Consider the following 15,956-nt stretch of genomic DNA (forward strand, 5'->3'; position numbering starts at 1 on the left):
TCCTCCTCGATGTCAGTCGCTCGCACCGGCGGCCACCAGAACGGCGCCGGTGAGAGCCTGGGCTGCTTCGTGTTCGCGCTCGGCGAGCTCGGTGAACGCCGCGCGCACGAGCGTGGGCCGGGACCGGCCGCGCCGCGCCGACGTCGCGGCGAAGCGCAGCGTCCGCGGCAGCTTTTCCCAGCACTTCACGGCTTCTTCGAGCGCGGCGCGCCGGTGCTCGCCCGTGGTCCGGAACCCGAGGTGCCTGCCGAGGCGCCGGTGACTGCACAGGTGGTGCTGGGCCGCCGCCCAGCAGTCGTCGACGACGTCGGGGTCGCGGACCAGCGCGTCGCTGTCGGCCAGGTGCGTCCCGAGCGCGCCGAGAGCCTCGACGGTCCCGGTCACCCAGTGCGCGGGCAGCGGGTTCGGGTGCACCGGCCGGGACTTCCGGCGCAGCAGCAGGTGGCGGCAGCCGGCCGGGGCGGGGTTCTCGAAGCCGAACGCGAGCGTGTTGCGCAGGTGGTGCTTCGCCGGCTCCGGCCCCTCCCGGCGCGTCAGGCGGTCCAGGTCGGGCTCGCCGATCCAGCCGGTGAACGGCTCTTGGTGCTGTCCCGACGTCATCAGGCCGGTGAAGCGGTCTTCGACGTGCCAGCGGCCGTCCCCTGCGCTGTTCTCGAAGCCGTCGACGAGCAGGAAGTGCGGGGCCGCGGTCCCCTCCCGCTGCGCGGCCCAGGGCAGCTGGGTGCTGTAGCCGACGACCAGGGCACACCCGTACTGCCGCAGCTCCCGGTCCAGGTCGGCGCGGAACCCGGCGAAGTCGTCGTGGCCCCGGTAGGTGAGGCGGGTGCCGTCGCCCATCCGGTCCAGCGGGCGGTCGTGGTGCGAGACCGCGACGAGCCCGTCGGGCCGGCGCAGGTCGACGGCCAGCCGCACGGACACGGCGATCGCGTCCGCGGCACCGGGCGTGCCGTGGTGCTCCAGGTAAGCCGCCAGATTGGCGGTGTAGCAGCTCAGACCGTCGGTCATCGCCCCTCCGTTCGGTCGGCGTAGGCGCAGCACAGCGCGAAAGCGCTTGCGCGGTCCCGCAGCTGCGTCCACGTGAGGTCCTGCCAGCGGCCGCTCGCGGCCGCCGCGGTGACGGGAATGCGCCAGGGCCGGCCCGCGATGCCCTGCCCGGTCGCCTTGACGCAGGCCTCCTGGGCGGCCCACACGCGGGCGAAGTCCCGCCCGCCGGCCGCCGGCTCGGCCGTCATCCGCCCGGCTTCTCCCGGGCAGCACCGCCGCAGCATCGCCGGCCCGGGCAGCCCCGCGTCCTGCACGTCGACGCCCACGTCCCGGCCGCGCGCCACCGCCACCGCGACGACGTCATCGGAGTGCGCCAGGCTGACGTGCAGGCCGGGCCGGCCGGGCACGACCGGTTTTCCGCGCCCGGTGCGGGACAGCGGGCTCGCCGTACCCTCCACTTCGGACATCAGCCGGACGTACAGCGCCCGCACGGCGACGTATTCGCGGGCCCGGCGCGGTGCCATGGCGCGGGCTTCGCGGGCCGCCCAGTCCGGCACCGGCAGCTCCGCCAGCGCCGCATCGGCCGGCGCGGCCGTCAGGTGCACCCCGGGCGCCACCTCGACGGCGGTCACGACACGGCCTTCAGCTCGCGCCGGTGCACCAGCAGCGGGTCCCGGTCCTCGCGGATCTCCGTCCAGGTCGGCGCGCCGACGAGCAGGACGTGGTCGGCGTACGGCAGTTCGTCGGCGAGCTCGCAGGTCAGCGCCGCGACCCCGCCGGTCGGCAGCGGTAGCCCGCCGACCTCCCGCAACTCGGCGGCCGAGAAGCGTTCGGTCAGCGGCAGCCGCGCGAAGTCGGCGCACAGCCCGGCCTGGGCGGAGCTGAGCACGGTGATCCCGAAGCGGCCCGCCCGGCGGATCGCCGCCAGTGTCGCGCTGCGGGTCAGCAGCGAGACGACCACCAGCGGTGGACTGTCCGAAAGGGACATCATGGCGCTCACCGTGCAGCCGGCCGGTCCGGAGTCGTCCGAAGTGGACACGATGGTGGCGCCGGTCGGCCACTGGGCCATCAGGGTCCGGAACGCGAGCCGGTCGCCCGCCGGCGCGCTCACGGCCGGCCCGCCCAGGCCAGCGTCACGGTCCGGTCCAGCAGCGCGATCGCCCCGTTGGCGTCGTAGAGCCGGTCGTTCGCGTAGTTGAGGCTCGCCGAGCGCAGGTCCCGGTGGACGCGCTCCAGCGGCAGCGCGGAGTCCCGCATGTACCCGTGCCGCAGGCCGGTCAGCTCGACGAGCTCGTCGACCACGGCGGCGCAGCGTTCCGCCGCGTGCACCTTCAGCCCGTTGAGCCGCAGCTGCACGTCGGGGGCCTCGGCGGCCGAGACGTCCCGGGCGTCGGCCGCGTCGCGGATCGCCTGCGCCAGCAGGGCGGCCACGGTGTCGAGGTCGAGCCGGGCGCGGGCCAGCCGCCGTCGCAGCAGCTCCGACGTCGGGTCGAACGAACCGCGCGTGCGCGGGTCGCGGATCATGCCCAGCACCGAGCTGAGCGCGCCGCGCGCGGCGCCGAGCCAGCAGGCGGCCCAGCCGATGTGCCCGGCCGGCACGAACGTCCGCGTGGCCACCGCCCGGAAGCCGCCGGGCTCCCCGACGAGCTGGTCGGCCGGGACGTCCCCGGTGATCCGCAGCGGGACGCTGTGCGTGCCCCGCATGCCCATCGGGTTCCAGCTGCCGCGGCCGGGTTCGGCGGTGACCTGCCCGCGGTCGGCGTAGACGAGCGAGACGTCGTCGTAGCCGGCGTCGGGCGAGGCCCGCATCGTGATCAGGAACCCGTCGGCGACCGCGCCGCCGGTGACGATGGGGGCGTCGCGGTCGATGCCGAGCCGGTCCCCGTCCGGGCGCAGCGGTGCTTCGGCGGTGAGCAGGTGCCCGCCCTTGCCGCGTTCGCTGGTGACCGAGGCGACGTAGACCTCGCCGCGGGCGATCCGCGGCAGCAGGTCCGCGCGCAGCCGCGGCCCGGCGTGCGCGGCGATCGCGGCGACCTGCTGGCCGTGCATCGCCCAGATCATCGCCGTCGACAGGCACGCGCCGCCGAGGTCCGCGGCGGTGCGGGCCAGGTCGGCCAGGTCGCCGCCGAGGCCGCCGTGCTCCACCGGCACCAGCAGGCCCATCAGCCCGCTTTCCCGCAGCGCGTCGAGGGAGGCGACCGGGAACGTGGCGCTGTCGTCGACCGCCCGCGCGTGCTCGGCGAGCACGCCCACCACGCGGGCCGTGCGCTCGGCGAGCGTGGGCGTGGCGGTCGCGAGGGCCGTCACGCGGCACCCGCCGTGGTGTCCTGCGCCTGCTGCACCCGGTCCAGCAGGGCGTCGCGGGTGGCGAACGTGTCGTCGGTCATCGCGTCGTCGGGCAGCTCGACGCCGAACTCGTCCTCGAGGTCGAAGAGCAGGTCGATGGCGCGCATCGAGTTCAGGCCGAGGTCCTTGAGCCGGGCGTCGGCGGTGAGCTCCTGCTGCGGGGGGAGGTTCTTGAGGTACTTGCGCAGGATCGTGTCGAAGCGTTCGGTGTCCATGGTCTTCCCTTTCGTCAGAGCGGGTTGCGGGTGACGTGCAGCCGGGACGCGGATTCCAGGCGGCCGCCGTCGACGACCGCCTCGGCGGGTGCCGGGTGGCCGAGGAACGCGAGCAGGCCGGCGGTCGGGCCGTAGGCGCCGGCGTTGGGCACGCTCACGAGGTCGCCGATCCCGGTGTTCGGCAGCCGGGCGCCGCGGGCGAGGACGTCGAGCGGGGTGCACAGCGGGCCGGCCACCGTCACCCGCTCGTCCTCGGCCTCGTCCTTGCCGGCGTCCGTGCTCGCGTCCTCGTTCTCGTCGCCGGTCAGGACGTCCGCCGAGATCGACGGGATGCGGCGCAGGCCGGACATGCCGCCGAGGTGGTGCACGCCGGTGTCGAGCAGGACGTACCGGGTGCCCTTGGAATCCTTGACGTCCACCACCCGGCTGAGCAGCACCCCGCAGTCGCCGACGAGGTAGCGGCCCGACTCGAACGACACCCGGGGCGCCCCGTCGCGCCACGCGGGCAGGCGGTCGTCGAGCAGGGCCTCCAGCGCCGCCGCGAGCCCGGTGAAGCGCGGCCGCTCCCCCGCCCGTGCGTACGGCAGGCCGAACCCGCCGCCGAGGTCGATCTCGGCGAGGTCGGGGAAGAGCACGGCGAGCTTCTCCGCAATGCCGATCCCGACCTCGAACTGGGCCAGCAGGTCCTTCTCGTCGGTCAGGTTGGTGCCCATGTACAGGTGCAGCCCGGTGACGCGGGCGTGTCCGAACCCGGTGAACCGGGGTGTCTCGGCGAGCACCCACGACAGGTCCGCGCCGAACTGCGACGACGTCCCGGTCATGCTGAGCCCCGCGCCGGGTACGGGCTCGTCGGCGTTGACGCGCAACGCGCACCGGGCTTCGACGCCGGCCCGGCCGGCGAGGTCGTCGACGCGGGCGAGGTCGTCCGGCGAGTCGACCGAGAAGCGCGTGACGCCCCGGGACAGGGCGTGCGCGACCGTCTCCGGCGTCTTCGCCGGGCCGGTGAGCAGCACGGCCTCCGGCGGCACCCCGGCGCCGAGCGCGGCGTCGATCTCGCCGGTGGAGCTGACTTCGGCTTCGCAGCCCAGCGCGTGCAGCAGCGCGATGATCTGCGGGTGCGGGTTGGCCTTGACCGAGTAGTACACAGTGGACGGACGGGGCAGCGCGGCGACCAGGTCGGCGTGGGCGCGGCGGACGGCGTCGAGGTCGTAGACGAACGCGGGCGTGCCGTGGCGGGTCGCGATCTCTTCGTGCAGTGGGGTGATCACAGGGCAGCCTCCAGGGCGCGCTTGTCGATCTTGCCGTTGACGCCGTGCGGGAGCGCGTCGACGACTTCGATCCGGTCGGGGATCTTGTGCGGTTCGAGCCGCTCGGCGAGCCCTTCGCGCAGCTGCCCGGTGTCGAGTGCGCCGGTGACCGCGAGCACGGCGGGGCGGTCGCCGTCGGGCGGGAGCACGGCGGCTTCGGTGACGCCGTCGACGTCGGCCGCGGCCCCCTCCACCTCGACCGCGCTGACCCGGAACCCGTCCTGCTTGTACTGGTCGTCGTCGCGGCCTTCGAAGTACAGGTAGCCCTCGTCGTCGACGCGGCCGCGGTCGCCGGTCAGCAGGGTCGCCCGGCCGTAGGCGTCGCGCGGGAAGCGCCGCGCGGTCTGCTCGGGGGCACGCCAGTAGCCGGCCATCACGTTCGGGCCGCGGACGGCGAACTGGCCCACCTGGCCGGGCGGCAGCTCGGCGCCGTCGTCGTCGAGGACCAGGACCTCCGTGCCGGGCAAGGGCCGCCCGACCGAGCCGGGCCGGGTGAGGTACGCGTTCGGGTCTTCGACGGACACCCGCTTGCACTCGGTCAGCCCGTACATGGCCACGACGTCGAGACCCGGGGAGAACTCCCTCAGCTTGGCCGACAACGAGGCCGGCAGCGCCGCGCCGGTGTTGGTGACCAGGCGCAGCGGGCCCGGGAACCGCCCGGCCCGCGCGGCCAGCCGGGCCAGCGTGGCGCCGAGGCCGGGCACGAGCGGCAGCACGGTCACTTCCTCACGCTCCACAATGGACAGCAGCGCGGGTCCCGCCGCGGAGTCGTCGCCGAGCACCAGGCAGGCACCCGCCTCGGCGGCGAGGAAGACCTGGTAGAGCCCGTAGTCGAAGGACAGCGGCAGGCAGCAGAACACCCGGTCGGCCGCGCGGTAGCCCAGCCGCTCCGCGATCGCCGACACCGCGAACAGCACCTGCTCGTGGGTCGAGACCACGGCCTTCGGCATGGCGGTGCTGCCGGAGGTGTAGATCAGGCTGAGGATGTCGACGCCGGTGGCGGGGCACGCGGGGACCTCGGTTTCCCCGGCGTCCCCGGTCGCCGGGAGCTCGCTCAGCTTGTGCACCTTCGCCGTGCTGCGGGAGACGGTTTCGGCCGCGGCGTCGGCGGCCAGCACCAGCGCGGGCTCGCTGTCGGCGAGGATGTGGTCGAGGTGGAACGGCCGGATCCGGTCGCTGACCACGACGTAGGCCGCGCCCAGCCGCGAAACCGCGTACAGCAGCGCCACCGTGTCGGGGTCGTGCGGCGCGGCGACCAGCACGCGGTCACCGCGGCCGACTCCCTTGCCGCCGAGCCAGCCGGCGAGTGTGTGCGACCGGCGCGCGAGGTCGGCGTAAGTCCAGCGCAGGTCGTCGCGGGCCAGCGCCGGGGCGTCCGGCGTGGTGGCGACGCGCCGGTCGAGCAGTTCGTGCAGCAACCGCGGGATCACGGGTGTGCTCCTTCCGGAAGGGCGGCGTCGAGCAGCGACCGCAGGGCGGTGAGGCTTTCGAAGGCCTCGGGCACGATCTGCTCGGCCGGCACCTCGACGCCGAGGTCGTCTTCGAGCCGTTCGAGGACCGAGACGATGGCGATCGAGTCGAAACCGGGCAGATCGAACAGGGAATCGGCGGACAGGACGTCGGTGTCGGGCACGCCGAGCACGTCGGCGACGGTCCGGGCCAGGGTGTCGGTCATCGGCTGTCTCCCTCGAGCGTTTCGGCCAGCACCCGCTTCGCCGTCTTGCCGGTGCTCGTGGTCGGCAGCGCGGACAGGACGTGCACCTGGGACGGCACCATGTAGTGCGGCAGCCGGGTGCGGCAGTGGCGGAGCAGGTCCGCGGGCAGCGTCTCGTGGTCGGTGCCGGCGCGCGGGACGACCGCCGCGTGCAGCCGGTGGGTGGTGGCCGGGTCGGGCAGCGCCACCACGGCGACGCCGTCCACGCCGGGGTGCGCGGCGAGGTGGGCTTCGACGTCGCCCAGCTCGACGCGGTAGCCGCGGGTCTTCACCAGCCCGTCCGCGCGGCCCAGCAGGTGCAGCGTGCCGTCGGCGTCGCGGCGGGCGATGTCGCCGGTGCGGTAGCAGCGCAAGTGTCCGGAGTGGACGATCGCGGCATCCGTCAGGTCGGGCCGGCCCAGGTAACCCGGGGTGACGCAGTCGCCCGCGACGACCAGCTCTCCTTCGCCCTCGCCGTCGAACCGGACGTGGCCGCCGGTGTCGCGCAGGCCGATGACCGCACCGGTGACCGGACGGCCGATCGGGAGGCGGCTGTCCGGGTCCGGCGGGCCGGCCAGCCGGTGGGCGGTGACGACGTTGGTCTCGATGGGCCCGTACAGGTTGGCCGCGGCCGCGCCGGGGACCAGGGCCATCAGCTCGGCGAGCGCGGCGGTCCGGAACTCCTCGCCGGCGAACAGGATCCGGCGCAGCTCCGGCAGGTCGCCCGTGGTCAGGCCGCCGCGGCGGGCGAGCGCGGCCAGCGCGGTCGGGACGGCGTAGACGCTGGTGATGCGCCGCTCGCGCAGCAGCCGGGCCAGCGCCGCCGGGAAGAGTGCGGCCCGCTCGGGCACCAGGTGCAGGGCGGCGCCGCCGCGCAGCCCGGCGTAGAGGTCGTAGACGGGCAGGTCGAAGTGCAGCGGCGCGTGCACGGCGACCCGGTCTTCCGCGGTGAGCGGGAACTCGGCGGCGGCCCAGTCGGTGAACGCCGCCGCGTTGCGGTGGGTGATGACGACGCCTTTGGGTGTGCCGGTCGAGCCGGAGGTGTAGAGCACGTACGCCTCGTCGTCCGGGCCCACCGGGGCCGGGTCGCTTTCCGGCTGTCCCCGAAGCGCGTCGACGTCCAGGGACTCGGCGTCGAGCAGCGTGGCACAGCCGGCGTCGGCGAGGACGAAGTCGCGGCGGTCGGCCGGGTGGGCGGGGTCGATCGGGACGTAGGCGCGGCCGGCCCGCAGGCAGGCCAGGAAGGCGGCCACGGTGCCGATCCGCTTGCGGCTCACCACAGCGACCCGGCCGGGCCGGTCGCGGAGCTGCCCGGCCAGCGCGGCGGCGGCGTGGACGAGGTCGCCGTAGGTGATCGACCGGCCGTCGTCTTCGACGACCGCCACGGCGCCGGGCGTGCGCCGGGCCTGGGCCCAGATGTGCTGGTGGATGAGCATCAAGCGGTTCCTTCCGGATGCGCGCGGGAGGTGCCGGCCAGCTCGGCTTCAGCGGCCAGCGCGGCTTCGAGGGCCGCGTGCACGGCCGGCGGCGCCGAGCGGCCGGCTTCGACGCGGCGGATCGCGATGTAGGTGAGTTCCTGCAGCTTCTGCCAGCGCGGGAGCACCGTTTCGTCGAAGGCGCGGGAGAACCCGGGTGCCGGGGTGCCGGGCAGTTCCCGCAGCCAGAGGCCGTGCAGCTGCCGGTCGCGGGTGATCAGCCAGCTCTGCAGGGCCAGCCGGTGCAGCGCGACCTCGTCCGGCTCGCCGTACTGCGCGGCGAAGGCGGCCGCCGTGCCATCGGCGTGGGAAGCGAGCACGGCTTCGCAGTTGGCCCGGACCTCGCGTTCGGGGTCCAGCGGTTCCGCGGGCCCGCACGGTTCGAGCACCGCCCAGGCGCCCCGGTCCAGGGCGTGCCCCAGGTCGCCGAGCACCACTTTGGTCGTCGTCGGCCGTGCGTGCCCCCAGCGGGTCCGGTTTTCGTAGGGGTCCACCACGTGCAGGAGGGGTTCGCGCCCTCCTTCGACGCCTTCGACGACGAATCCGTGTTCCATGTGCTCATTTCCGAAATATGGCAGCCACGGCAGGAAAAAGGCGTCCGCGGTGACGGCGACCGCGTTGCCCCGGTTGATCTCGGCCGCCCAAGAATCGAGGCATTCCGGCACGGATTCGATGACCGTCCATTTTGGCCGGAATCCGGTGAAGCGGGCAACCGACCGATCACGGGCCAGCGGCGGCAGGTCGGGTTCGAGCACTCCGTCGATTCCGCCGACGACACGGAACGCCCACTGGTAGGCGAACGGCGTGCGCACGTCGGCCACCCCGGCGTGCGCCAGCAGGAGCGCCACGACGTCCGAGACGCAGTCCATGTAAGGGGAATCGACCCGCCCCATGAGACGAGCACAGGAAACGAAGGCGTGACGATTCGGCACAGGTCCCCCCGGGAGGTCGCGATGGAAAATTCCATTTCATTCGCCAATGGCGAAGCGGTGTGTAATTACTTTGTACCGCACTGAAAATTTCCGGGCAACGCGGCGAATTCGCCGGTCGAACGACCGGAATGCAGGTGGATAACCACTCGACAGAAGAACAAACCCGGGCATACGAACCAACCACGACGGCGAACGGAGCAATTCCGCACAGCTGTCCGGCGTAGCGGCGACGCAGAGTTCACCCGCTCGGCGCACGGCCGGAGTCTCACGGAGTGGCATGGCCCCGCCCGCGGTCCTGGACACCCGGACCACATGGTGCTAATAATACTAGCACTATGCGATGGGAAGTCGATCACTCGTCACGGGAAGCGTTGCCACTCCAGATCGTGGCGTGCGTACGGCGAGGCGTGGCCTCGGGTGAGCTCGCCGTCGGCGAACAGCTACCGCCGGCGGCCGAACTGGCGAAAGCCCTGTCCGTCGACCGCAACACCGTCCTGGCCGCCTACCGGCAACTGCGCGAAGAAGGCGTACTGGAGTTCCGCCGAGGCCGCGGCGCGCGGGTCGCATCCACCGTCACCGAGCCGGCCCCGGTCACCGAAGCGGCCCAGGCGCTCGTGACCATCGCCCGCCGGCACGGCCTGGGACGCCACGACCTGCTCCGCCTCATCGAGAAACTGACCTGACACACCGAGAGGACAGCGCCCCATGACCGCATCCGCACTCCCCGGCCCGGGCCGGCACGCGATCTACACCGGCCGCGTGACGAACTGGCCGCTGCTGGTGACGTTCACCGCCGCCCTGATGGTGCCGCTGCTCTCCCTCGGCAGCCTGTCCCACGGCAACTGGCTCGCCCCGGCCGGCCCCGCCATCCCCCTCCTCACGGCCGCGGCCGTCGTCCTCGTCATCGTCCTGGCCGGACTGCGGGTCAGGACCGCGGCCGGCCCGAACGGGGTGTCGGTCCACTGCGGAACCTTCGGATGGCCACGCCGCACCTACCGCCTGGACGAGATCGAGCGCGCCGAGGTCACCGACCTGCCGCCGTCCCTGTGGCGCCTGCCCCTCGGCTTCTGGTGGACCCCGCGCCACACCTACTACACGCTCCGGACGGGGCCCGCCCTGCGACTGACGCTGTACTCCGGCCGCAGCGTGACGATCACCGTCCCCGACCCCCACGCCGCGGCCACGATCGTCCACGAAGCCACGCGGGGAAGTACCGGACGGAGTGCGGAAGAGTGAGCACCCGCCCGGTCGCATACCGTTGACCTGGGCTAGAAACCCTCGAACAAGGCGACTGCCTGCGCGTAGTCGCCGTCGCGGAACGCCTTCGGCGGCAGGACGAAGTGCACGTAGCCGCCATCGCCGAGGACGTGGTGCCCGATGGTGATGAGGTGGCGGCACGGCTCCTTCAGCTGGGGGAAGCTGTTCTCCAGGTGCGGCCAGCCGAACGCCTGATCGGGCGAGAAGGAGACGCCCTCATACTTGTAGAGACCCTGCTCCCGCTCACAGAACTCGAGCCAGGGATCGCCGAGGCGCTCCGAAGCCAGCCAGCCCGGCAGCGACCCGTAGTAGACGGAGTCTTCGGTCTCGTCGCCGTAGTCCAAACTGTCGAGGACCGGGTCGTAGGAGACTCCGTACATCGAGGGCAACGTCACGACCGGTACCGCGTAGAACGGCTCCGGGGCGTGGATCGCTGCCGGTGCGGGTGCTGCCTCCTCGATCGCCAGCGCCGGGTCCGCCGGGATGATCCGGCAGTATCGCGGGTCGTCGATGTCCCGGAGAGGCGCGCCTTCGAGCACGTACCCGCGCCGGACGTCCGCATCGAAGCAGAAGATGTTCAGCAGCCCGTCGGGTGGGCGCTCGGCACCGAGCCAGGACCCGAGCGCATCGACGTCCAGGACGGCGAACAGGCTGAGCGGAACGCCGTCGTACTCGGGCCACGGCGTGCCGGGATTCAGCAACGCCGAACCTCCCCACCTGCCGACGCCCGCCGCGGTGATGCCCGGCTTCAGCGGACGCAGCCCGAACCCGGGTTTCGCCAGTGCCGCGACCTGTGTCCCGACATGCTCGCCCAGATGCTCGACGCACAGCACCCGCACCCTCGCGCAGGCTTCCGCAAAGCTCACCCAACTCATCACGACATTATGCTCACGCCGCCCGCGCGAGAACGGACGGGACGTCGACGGGCAGTTTCGAGCGGGCGGCGAGAAACCTCAGTGGTACGAAGGCACATCAACCGGCCGAACCGGACTTCGAGGCCACCACAACGGGCTTGATCCGCGTGTCGGATCGGTCCTACTCTTCAGCGTCGATGATTGCCGAGGAGGACCGATGCGAGGCGCGAACCGCAACCGTGGCCACTTGGTCATCTCCTGCGCACTGTCCGCCGGTCTGCTGGCCGCGACGAGCCCCGCAGCGGAGGCGGCGCCGGCATCGCAGTACTCCCCGGGTGCGCCCGGAGCCGGGGATCCGTACTTCCCCGACATGGGCAACGGCGGCTACGACGTCAGCCACTACGACATCCGGCTGGCGTTCAACCCCGGAACCCAGGCAATCAACGCGACCACGACGATTCTCGCCACGGCCACGCAGAACCTCTCCCGCTTCGACCTGGATTTCCAGGGACCGCTGACGATCAGCAGGCTCTCGGTGAACGGCCTGGACGCCGCCTTCACCCGCAGCGGCGCCCAGGAACTGGTGATCACCCCGCCGCGCGGTCTGCGGAAGGGCAGCGCGTTCGTCGTCTCGGTGACCTACGCCGGCGTCCCGCAGAAGATCGACGACCCCGCGCTCGGCCTCTCCGGCTGGGTCACCACCAAGGACGGCGCGATCGCGCTCAACCAGCCGATCGGCGCGGCGACCTACTACCCGGTGAACGACACCCCCGACGACAAAGCGACCTACACCCAGACCATCACCGTGCCGACCGGACTCACCGTGCTGGCCAACGGCGAACCCGGGCCCACCACCACGCACGATCACCAGACCACCTTCCGCTGGACCATGAACCGGCCGATGGCCAGCGAGCTGAGCATGATCGCGATCGGCGACTACGACGTCACCCGCGGCGTGACGACCGGCGGTCTGCCGAACATCACCGCGATCGGCGCGTCGATCGACACCAAGCCGGGACAGGGCAAGGTGTTCAACCAGACCACGGCCGAGGTCATCCAATGGGAATCCTCGATGTACGGGCAGTACCCGTTCGACTCGACCGGCGGCATCCTCGCCGACGTCGGCGTCGGCTACGCCCTCGAGACGCAGAGCCGCCCGGTCTACGACCAGGACACCAGCGACGTCGACGGCGACCTGCTCGCCCACGAACTCGGCCACCAGTGGTTCGGCGACAGCCTCACCCCGGTGCACTGGTCGGACATCTGGCTCAACGAAGGCTTCGCGACCTACTCGGAATGGCTCTACCAGGAGAAGTTCAACAACGTTCCCGTGCAGCAGACCTTCGCGAAGACCTACGCCGACGAGAAGGACTGGAGCGGCGAAGTCGCCGACCCCGGACGCGATCACATCTTCGACGACCTGGTCTACAACCGCGGCGCGATGACGCTGCAGGCGCTGCGCATGAAGATCGGCGACCGAGCCTTCTTCCAGCTGATCAGCCTGTGGCCGACGGCTCACCGGTACGGCAATGTCTCGACGCGGCAATTCATCCAGTTCGTCGAGCGGCTGACCAACCGCAACCTCGACTCGTTCTTCCACACCTGGCTCTACCAGCCGGGCAAGCCGGCGCTCTGACCACCTGCGACGTTCGCGACCACGACGCTCAGCCGGTGCCGTTCTGGACCGGATAGTGGATGACGACCGCGCCACCGGTGGCGTAGTTGGCGACATCGGCAGCCACCTGCCGACCCTGCGGAGACTCCCTCGCCGCGGTCATCGCCTCCGCGTCGGCGAATTCGGCCTCGAAAACCGCGAAGTACGGCGTCTGCCCCGGCGTCGATTCCACCTCGAAGCTGTAGCGCCACGCGAGCAGGCCGGGCATGCGCGTGACCAGCGGGAGGTGGTTGCTCACGTAGTAGTCGCGGAAGTGGTCGGGATCGGCAGGCTCGGGATACAAGACCACCAGCTTGTGCATGACACCCTCCGTTCGGCGGCGAGCGACCACGACACTCCGGAGTGCGCGATCGACGCGAGGTGGACAGTAGATCAGATTTCACGCCAAGATCAAGTGCAGTGCGGATGAGCCGATCATCGGACCGGTGACCCCGACACTCACTGCCGTTGAGGCACACCTGCCTCGAGCGTCGCGAGGTCGCGCACCGCGTACCGGTGGTGCTCGGCTTCTTCGTTCAGCACCACCTTGAGGCAGCGCCGCACGACGTACTCCTGGTCCGGATGCATCTCAGTCGGCTTGCGACCGCACACCCGGTCGAGCTCGACCTCGGTGAGCTCGTCGACGACGCGCCGCATCACGGCCATGCGAGCCAGCCGCGGCGCTAGCACCGCCTCGAGCGTCGGGATGACTTCGAGGGTGAGACCGAGGTTCGCCACCTCGCCCGGCGGCGTCTCGCCGGCGGGGAGACCCCACGGGTGGTAAGGCCCTTCCTCCTCGAGCACGGCGTTGCCGAGCCAGGCATCGCAGGCGAACAACAGATGCCGTTGAGTCTCGACGAACGACCACTCGCCGTCGACCCGCTCGTGCAGTGCGGCTTCGGGTAGCAGCCTTGCCCGGTCGAGCGTCGCGCCCCACAAGATCTCGATGGCGTCCCAGGCAGCCCGGTAGTCCTCGGGAGACGCCGCATCCCGCGCCAGCGCCCGCGCGGGATGCCGGCGGTCGAGCTCGGCCTCGACGTAAGCGGTCACGTCGACATCGTTGACGACGAGGCGCTCGAAGTCACCACCGAGATAGATGTCGCTGCCGTAGCAGTCGACGATCTTCAGACCGTCCACCTCGCAATCGCGGATCTCAAGGCCGGTGAGATCGCACAGGTGGATACGAGCACCGCGGAATCGGTCGGTCTGCGTGTATCGGGAAACCATCGCAGCAGTCTCGCTCACTCATGACGCCTCCGCCAGGTTGGGCAATGGTCCGGAGCGAGTGGCCGAGAAAGAATCAGTCCTCCACGGTCTCGGTGCAGAGCTCCGGTGGTGCCTGCAGGTCGTGGACGCGGAACAGGACGGCGTGCTCGACGCCCATGGCCTTCCCGCTCATCGACGGCCGCGGGCGCGCCCTTTACGTCCCGCCCGGACACGCGGATCTCAACGCCGACACCGATCGTGCTACAGCCGTCTCGTGGTCAGCAGAGTGGCGCTGTGGGCTGCGTCCACCTCCCTACGCCCGGTCTCGGTGAATCCGAGCTTGTCCAGCACACGGCGGGATGCCGTGTTCCACTCCCACACCGTGGCCCACAACCGCACATACCCGGACGATCTCGCCCAGTCCAAGACGGCCATCGAAGCTTCAGTCGCATATCCCCGGCCCCAGACCCGGCGCAGCAGCTCGAACGCCAGTTCCGGTTCTCCCTCGAACCCCCGCCCGTCGTCGATCAGGCCGCAGTAGCCGATGACGTCGCCGGCGACCTTCCGCTCGATCGCCAACAACCGGGCCGACGACCGCCGACCGGCGCGGATCGCATCCTCGAGCTCGGCGACCGTGGGGTGCCCATCCGCGTCGATCCGCCGGTGCTGCGGCACTCGTGGATCACGTTCGGTCCACAGCTCACGCTGAACAACAGCCTCGGCCACCCGCCACGGCCTGAGCAGCAGACGATCCGTCTCCAGCACGACCTCACGCCCGGGCGTCACTTCCGTTTCCACAGAAGTACTTTCCCATGGGCGAACGTCCTGTCATGCCGTCGAGCGCTGACAGGGTCAGTGTGCTGTCGTCGCCGTGCGGTGCCACACCTCGCGCCATCGGTATGCGGTGCGTACCGAAATCCCCGGGCGGTGCGCGGACGGACCGGCGGGATCCACTCCGCAGTCAGGGCACGGCGCGTCCGCGTCCAGCAGCCTCCCGCAAGCACAGCACCGGGTCTGCGGATCGACACCGGAGTCGAAGGCGTCGATCACCCGCTGGACGACAACGGCCAGTCGTTCGGTGGGGTGCATCTCGAAGTCGGGGCAGTAGGCGATCAGGCCGGCCCAGCTGCGCCAGTTATCACAAGGCCGAGGGATCCGGTGTCCAGCCGCCTTTTCCCGCCGGCGACGGGTCACGTAGTCCTCGCTCATCACCTGCCACACCAGGCGGGCCTGTTCCACTTCGTCCACCGCACGGAGAAGCGAAGAAGGATCGTCGTCGAGCCGTCTCGGTACTCTTGCATTGACGATCAAGTGGTGCCAGGTGGCGCGGAAACCGTATGGCGCGAAACACAGCACACAATCCCGCAACGCCAGTAGCCTGTCCTCCGACGCGAGCCTGGTGTCATGGACCCGGCGGGCCGCGGCGGGAAAACTCGTCACAGCACGATCCTATCCACGTAGCGGGGACTATACCCCGCACCGACAACCGCTCTGGTGACCCCAACGATCTCCGTCTCATGTCCGCTCGCGCGCTGACGTCCTCTCATGGCTCCCCTTTATGTCAAGGGGTGGCCGTGGCGGGGGTAGGCTGGCGGGTGGCAGGTTCGGGTTGTGGCTTGTCCGAAGGGCCGGTGTCCGGGGTCAGGCCGGTCACGCTGGACTGCAGAGTCGTCCCCGATTGCCCTCCCGGGCCTGCCGCCTCACGCCGTAACTGATCGGCGAGCATACGTGCGTAGACGACGTTGGACAGGCGCCGTTTGAGGGCGCGCATCGCTTCCATCGAGGTCTTGCCCGCCGCCTTCTTCCCATCGAAATAGACACGTCCTGCGGTCGGATTGCGAAGTGGACGATACCCATGATGTGCAGTGTCCGGTTGATCCTACGGTTACCGGCACGAGATAAGCGAGGGTCTGCCCAGGGTCTGGTTGACACCTCACGTGTGAGGCTGCCGCCTCGCCTGGAAGGATGTCACCGTGCCCAAGCCCTACCCCCGAGAGTTCCGTGACGACGTCGTGGCCGTGGCCCGCCGCGGC

Annotated in this window: 18 protein-coding genes; 3 read left to right on the forward strand and 15 right to left on the reverse strand. The window is 71.2% G+C overall.

The features are described from left to right. Nucleotides 1-12: 12 nt before the first annotated feature. The 10 genes from ACLJQF_RS03740 to ACLJQF_RS03785 are packed head-to-tail and all read right to left on the reverse strand — an operon-like array spanning nt 13 to nt 8,913. The gene (locus ACLJQF_RS03740; protein WP_410606776.1) at nt 13-1,005 is read right to left on the reverse strand and encodes a hypothetical protein; all 993 of its coding nucleotides are present in this window, start codon (nt 1,003-1,005) and stop codon (nt 13-15) included. Further along, on the reverse strand, nt 1,002-1,616 hold the full coding sequence (locus ACLJQF_RS03745) for a 4'-phosphopantetheinyl transferase family protein (RefSeq protein WP_410606777.1): 615 nt from the start codon (nt 1,614-1,616) through the stop codon (nt 1,002-1,004). Before ACLJQF_RS03745 ends, ACLJQF_RS03740 begins: the two co-directional genes overlap by 4 nt. Beyond that, entirely contained in the window at nt 1,613-2,095 is a 483-nt protein-coding gene (locus ACLJQF_RS03750) for a flavin reductase family protein (protein WP_410606778.1), read from the reverse strand. Before ACLJQF_RS03750 ends, ACLJQF_RS03745 begins: the two co-directional genes overlap by 4 nt. Continuing rightward, on the reverse strand, nt 2,092-3,291 hold the full coding sequence (locus tag ACLJQF_RS03755) for an acyl-CoA dehydrogenase family protein (RefSeq protein ID WP_410606779.1): 1,200 nt from the start codon (nt 3,289-3,291) through the stop codon (nt 2,092-2,094). The genes ACLJQF_RS03750 and ACLJQF_RS03755 overlap by 4 nt, the downstream gene beginning before the upstream one ends. Continuing rightward, nucleotides 3,288-3,545, reverse strand: coding sequence for a phosphopantetheine-binding protein (locus tag ACLJQF_RS03760; protein ID WP_410606780.1), 258 nt, complete (start codon nt 3,543-3,545; stop codon nt 3,288-3,290). Before ACLJQF_RS03760 ends, ACLJQF_RS03755 begins: the two co-directional genes overlap by 4 nt. A gap of 14 nt (nt 3,546-3,559) precedes the next feature. Further along, nucleotides 3,560-4,813: a type III PLP-dependent enzyme gene (locus tag ACLJQF_RS03765; RefSeq protein WP_410606781.1), complete on the reverse strand. Its 1,254-nt coding sequence runs from the start codon at nt 4,811-4,813 to the stop codon at nt 3,560-3,562. Continuing rightward, on the reverse strand, nt 4,810-6,282 hold the full coding sequence (locus tag ACLJQF_RS03770; protein WP_410606782.1) for a class I adenylate-forming enzyme family protein: 1,473 nt from the start codon (nt 6,280-6,282) through the stop codon (nt 4,810-4,812). The genes ACLJQF_RS03765 and ACLJQF_RS03770 overlap by 4 nt, the downstream gene beginning before the upstream one ends. Next, entirely contained in the window at nt 6,279-6,527 is a 249-nt protein-coding gene (locus ACLJQF_RS03775; protein WP_410606783.1) for an acyl carrier protein, read from the reverse strand. Before ACLJQF_RS03775 ends, ACLJQF_RS03770 begins: the two co-directional genes overlap by 4 nt. Beyond that, complete coding sequence (locus ACLJQF_RS03780; protein WP_410606784.1) at nt 6,524-7,981, reverse strand: amino acid adenylation domain-containing protein; 1,458 nt, start codon at nt 7,979-7,981, stop codon at nt 6,524-6,526. Before ACLJQF_RS03780 ends, ACLJQF_RS03775 begins: the two co-directional genes overlap by 4 nt. Then, on the reverse strand, nt 7,981-8,913 hold the full coding sequence (locus ACLJQF_RS03785; RefSeq protein WP_410606785.1) for a hypothetical protein: 933 nt from the start codon (nt 8,911-8,913) through the stop codon (nt 7,981-7,983). The genes ACLJQF_RS03780 and ACLJQF_RS03785 overlap by 1 nt, the downstream gene beginning before the upstream one ends. 374 nt (nt 8,914-9,287) lie before the next feature. On the opposite strand from ACLJQF_RS03785, the gene ACLJQF_RS03790 reads away from it, so the two are divergent. Both ACLJQF_RS03790 and ACLJQF_RS03795 read left to right on the forward strand, forming a co-directional pair. Next, entirely contained in the window at nt 9,288-9,635 is a 348-nt protein-coding gene (locus ACLJQF_RS03790) for a GntR family transcriptional regulator (RefSeq protein WP_410606786.1), read from the forward strand. A gap of 22 nt (nt 9,636-9,657) precedes the next feature. Then, nucleotides 9,658-10,188 (forward strand): hypothetical protein, encoded by a 531-nt coding sequence (locus ACLJQF_RS03795; RefSeq protein ID WP_410606787.1) that lies wholly within the window; start codon nt 9,658-9,660, stop codon nt 10,186-10,188. Nucleotides 10,189-10,220: 32 nt separating this feature from the next. Here ACLJQF_RS03795 and ACLJQF_RS03800 read toward each other — a convergent pair whose 3' ends face one another. After that, a complete protein-coding gene (locus ACLJQF_RS03800; RefSeq protein WP_410606788.1) occupies nt 10,221-11,084 on the reverse strand; it encodes a DUF1963 domain-containing protein in 864 nt (287 codons plus the stop codon). 196 nt (nt 11,085-11,280) lie between these two features. Here ACLJQF_RS03800 and ACLJQF_RS03805 point away from each other — a divergent pair, with 196 nt between their 5' ends. Beyond that, on the forward strand, nt 11,281-12,699 hold the full coding sequence (locus ACLJQF_RS03805) for a M1 family metallopeptidase (RefSeq protein WP_410606789.1): 1,419 nt from the start codon (nt 11,281-11,283) through the stop codon (nt 12,697-12,699). A 28-nt stretch (nt 12,700-12,727) separates the two neighbouring features. Here the strand turns inward: ACLJQF_RS03805 and ACLJQF_RS03810 are convergent, their stop codons facing one another. From ACLJQF_RS03810 to ACLJQF_RS03825, 4 genes are all read right to left on the reverse strand, one after another. Beyond that, on the reverse strand, nt 12,728-13,039 hold the full coding sequence (locus ACLJQF_RS03810; protein ID WP_410606790.1) for an EthD family reductase: 312 nt from the start codon (nt 13,037-13,039) through the stop codon (nt 12,728-12,730). 137 nt (nt 13,040-13,176) lie between these two features. Next, nucleotides 13,177-13,962, reverse strand: coding sequence for a DinB family protein (locus tag ACLJQF_RS03815; protein ID WP_410606791.1), 786 nt, complete (start codon nt 13,960-13,962; stop codon nt 13,177-13,179). 222 nt (nt 13,963-14,184) lie between these two features. Then, nucleotides 14,185-14,721 carry a GNAT family N-acetyltransferase gene (locus tag ACLJQF_RS03820; protein WP_410606792.1) on the reverse strand — a complete coding sequence of 179 codons (537 nt, stop codon included), beginning with the start codon at nt 14,719-14,721 and terminating at the stop codon, nt 14,185-14,187. A 54-nt stretch (nt 14,722-14,775) separates the two neighbouring features. Continuing rightward, nucleotides 14,776-15,363 (reverse strand): hypothetical protein, encoded by a 588-nt coding sequence (locus ACLJQF_RS03825; RefSeq protein ID WP_410606793.1) that lies wholly within the window; start codon nt 15,361-15,363, stop codon nt 14,776-14,778. Nucleotides 15,364-15,956 lie beyond the last annotated feature (593 nt).

Source organism: Amycolatopsis sp. lyj-109, assembly GCF_046548995.1.
Classification (GTDB): domain Bacteria; phylum Actinomycetota; class Actinomycetes; order Mycobacteriales; family Pseudonocardiaceae; genus Amycolatopsis.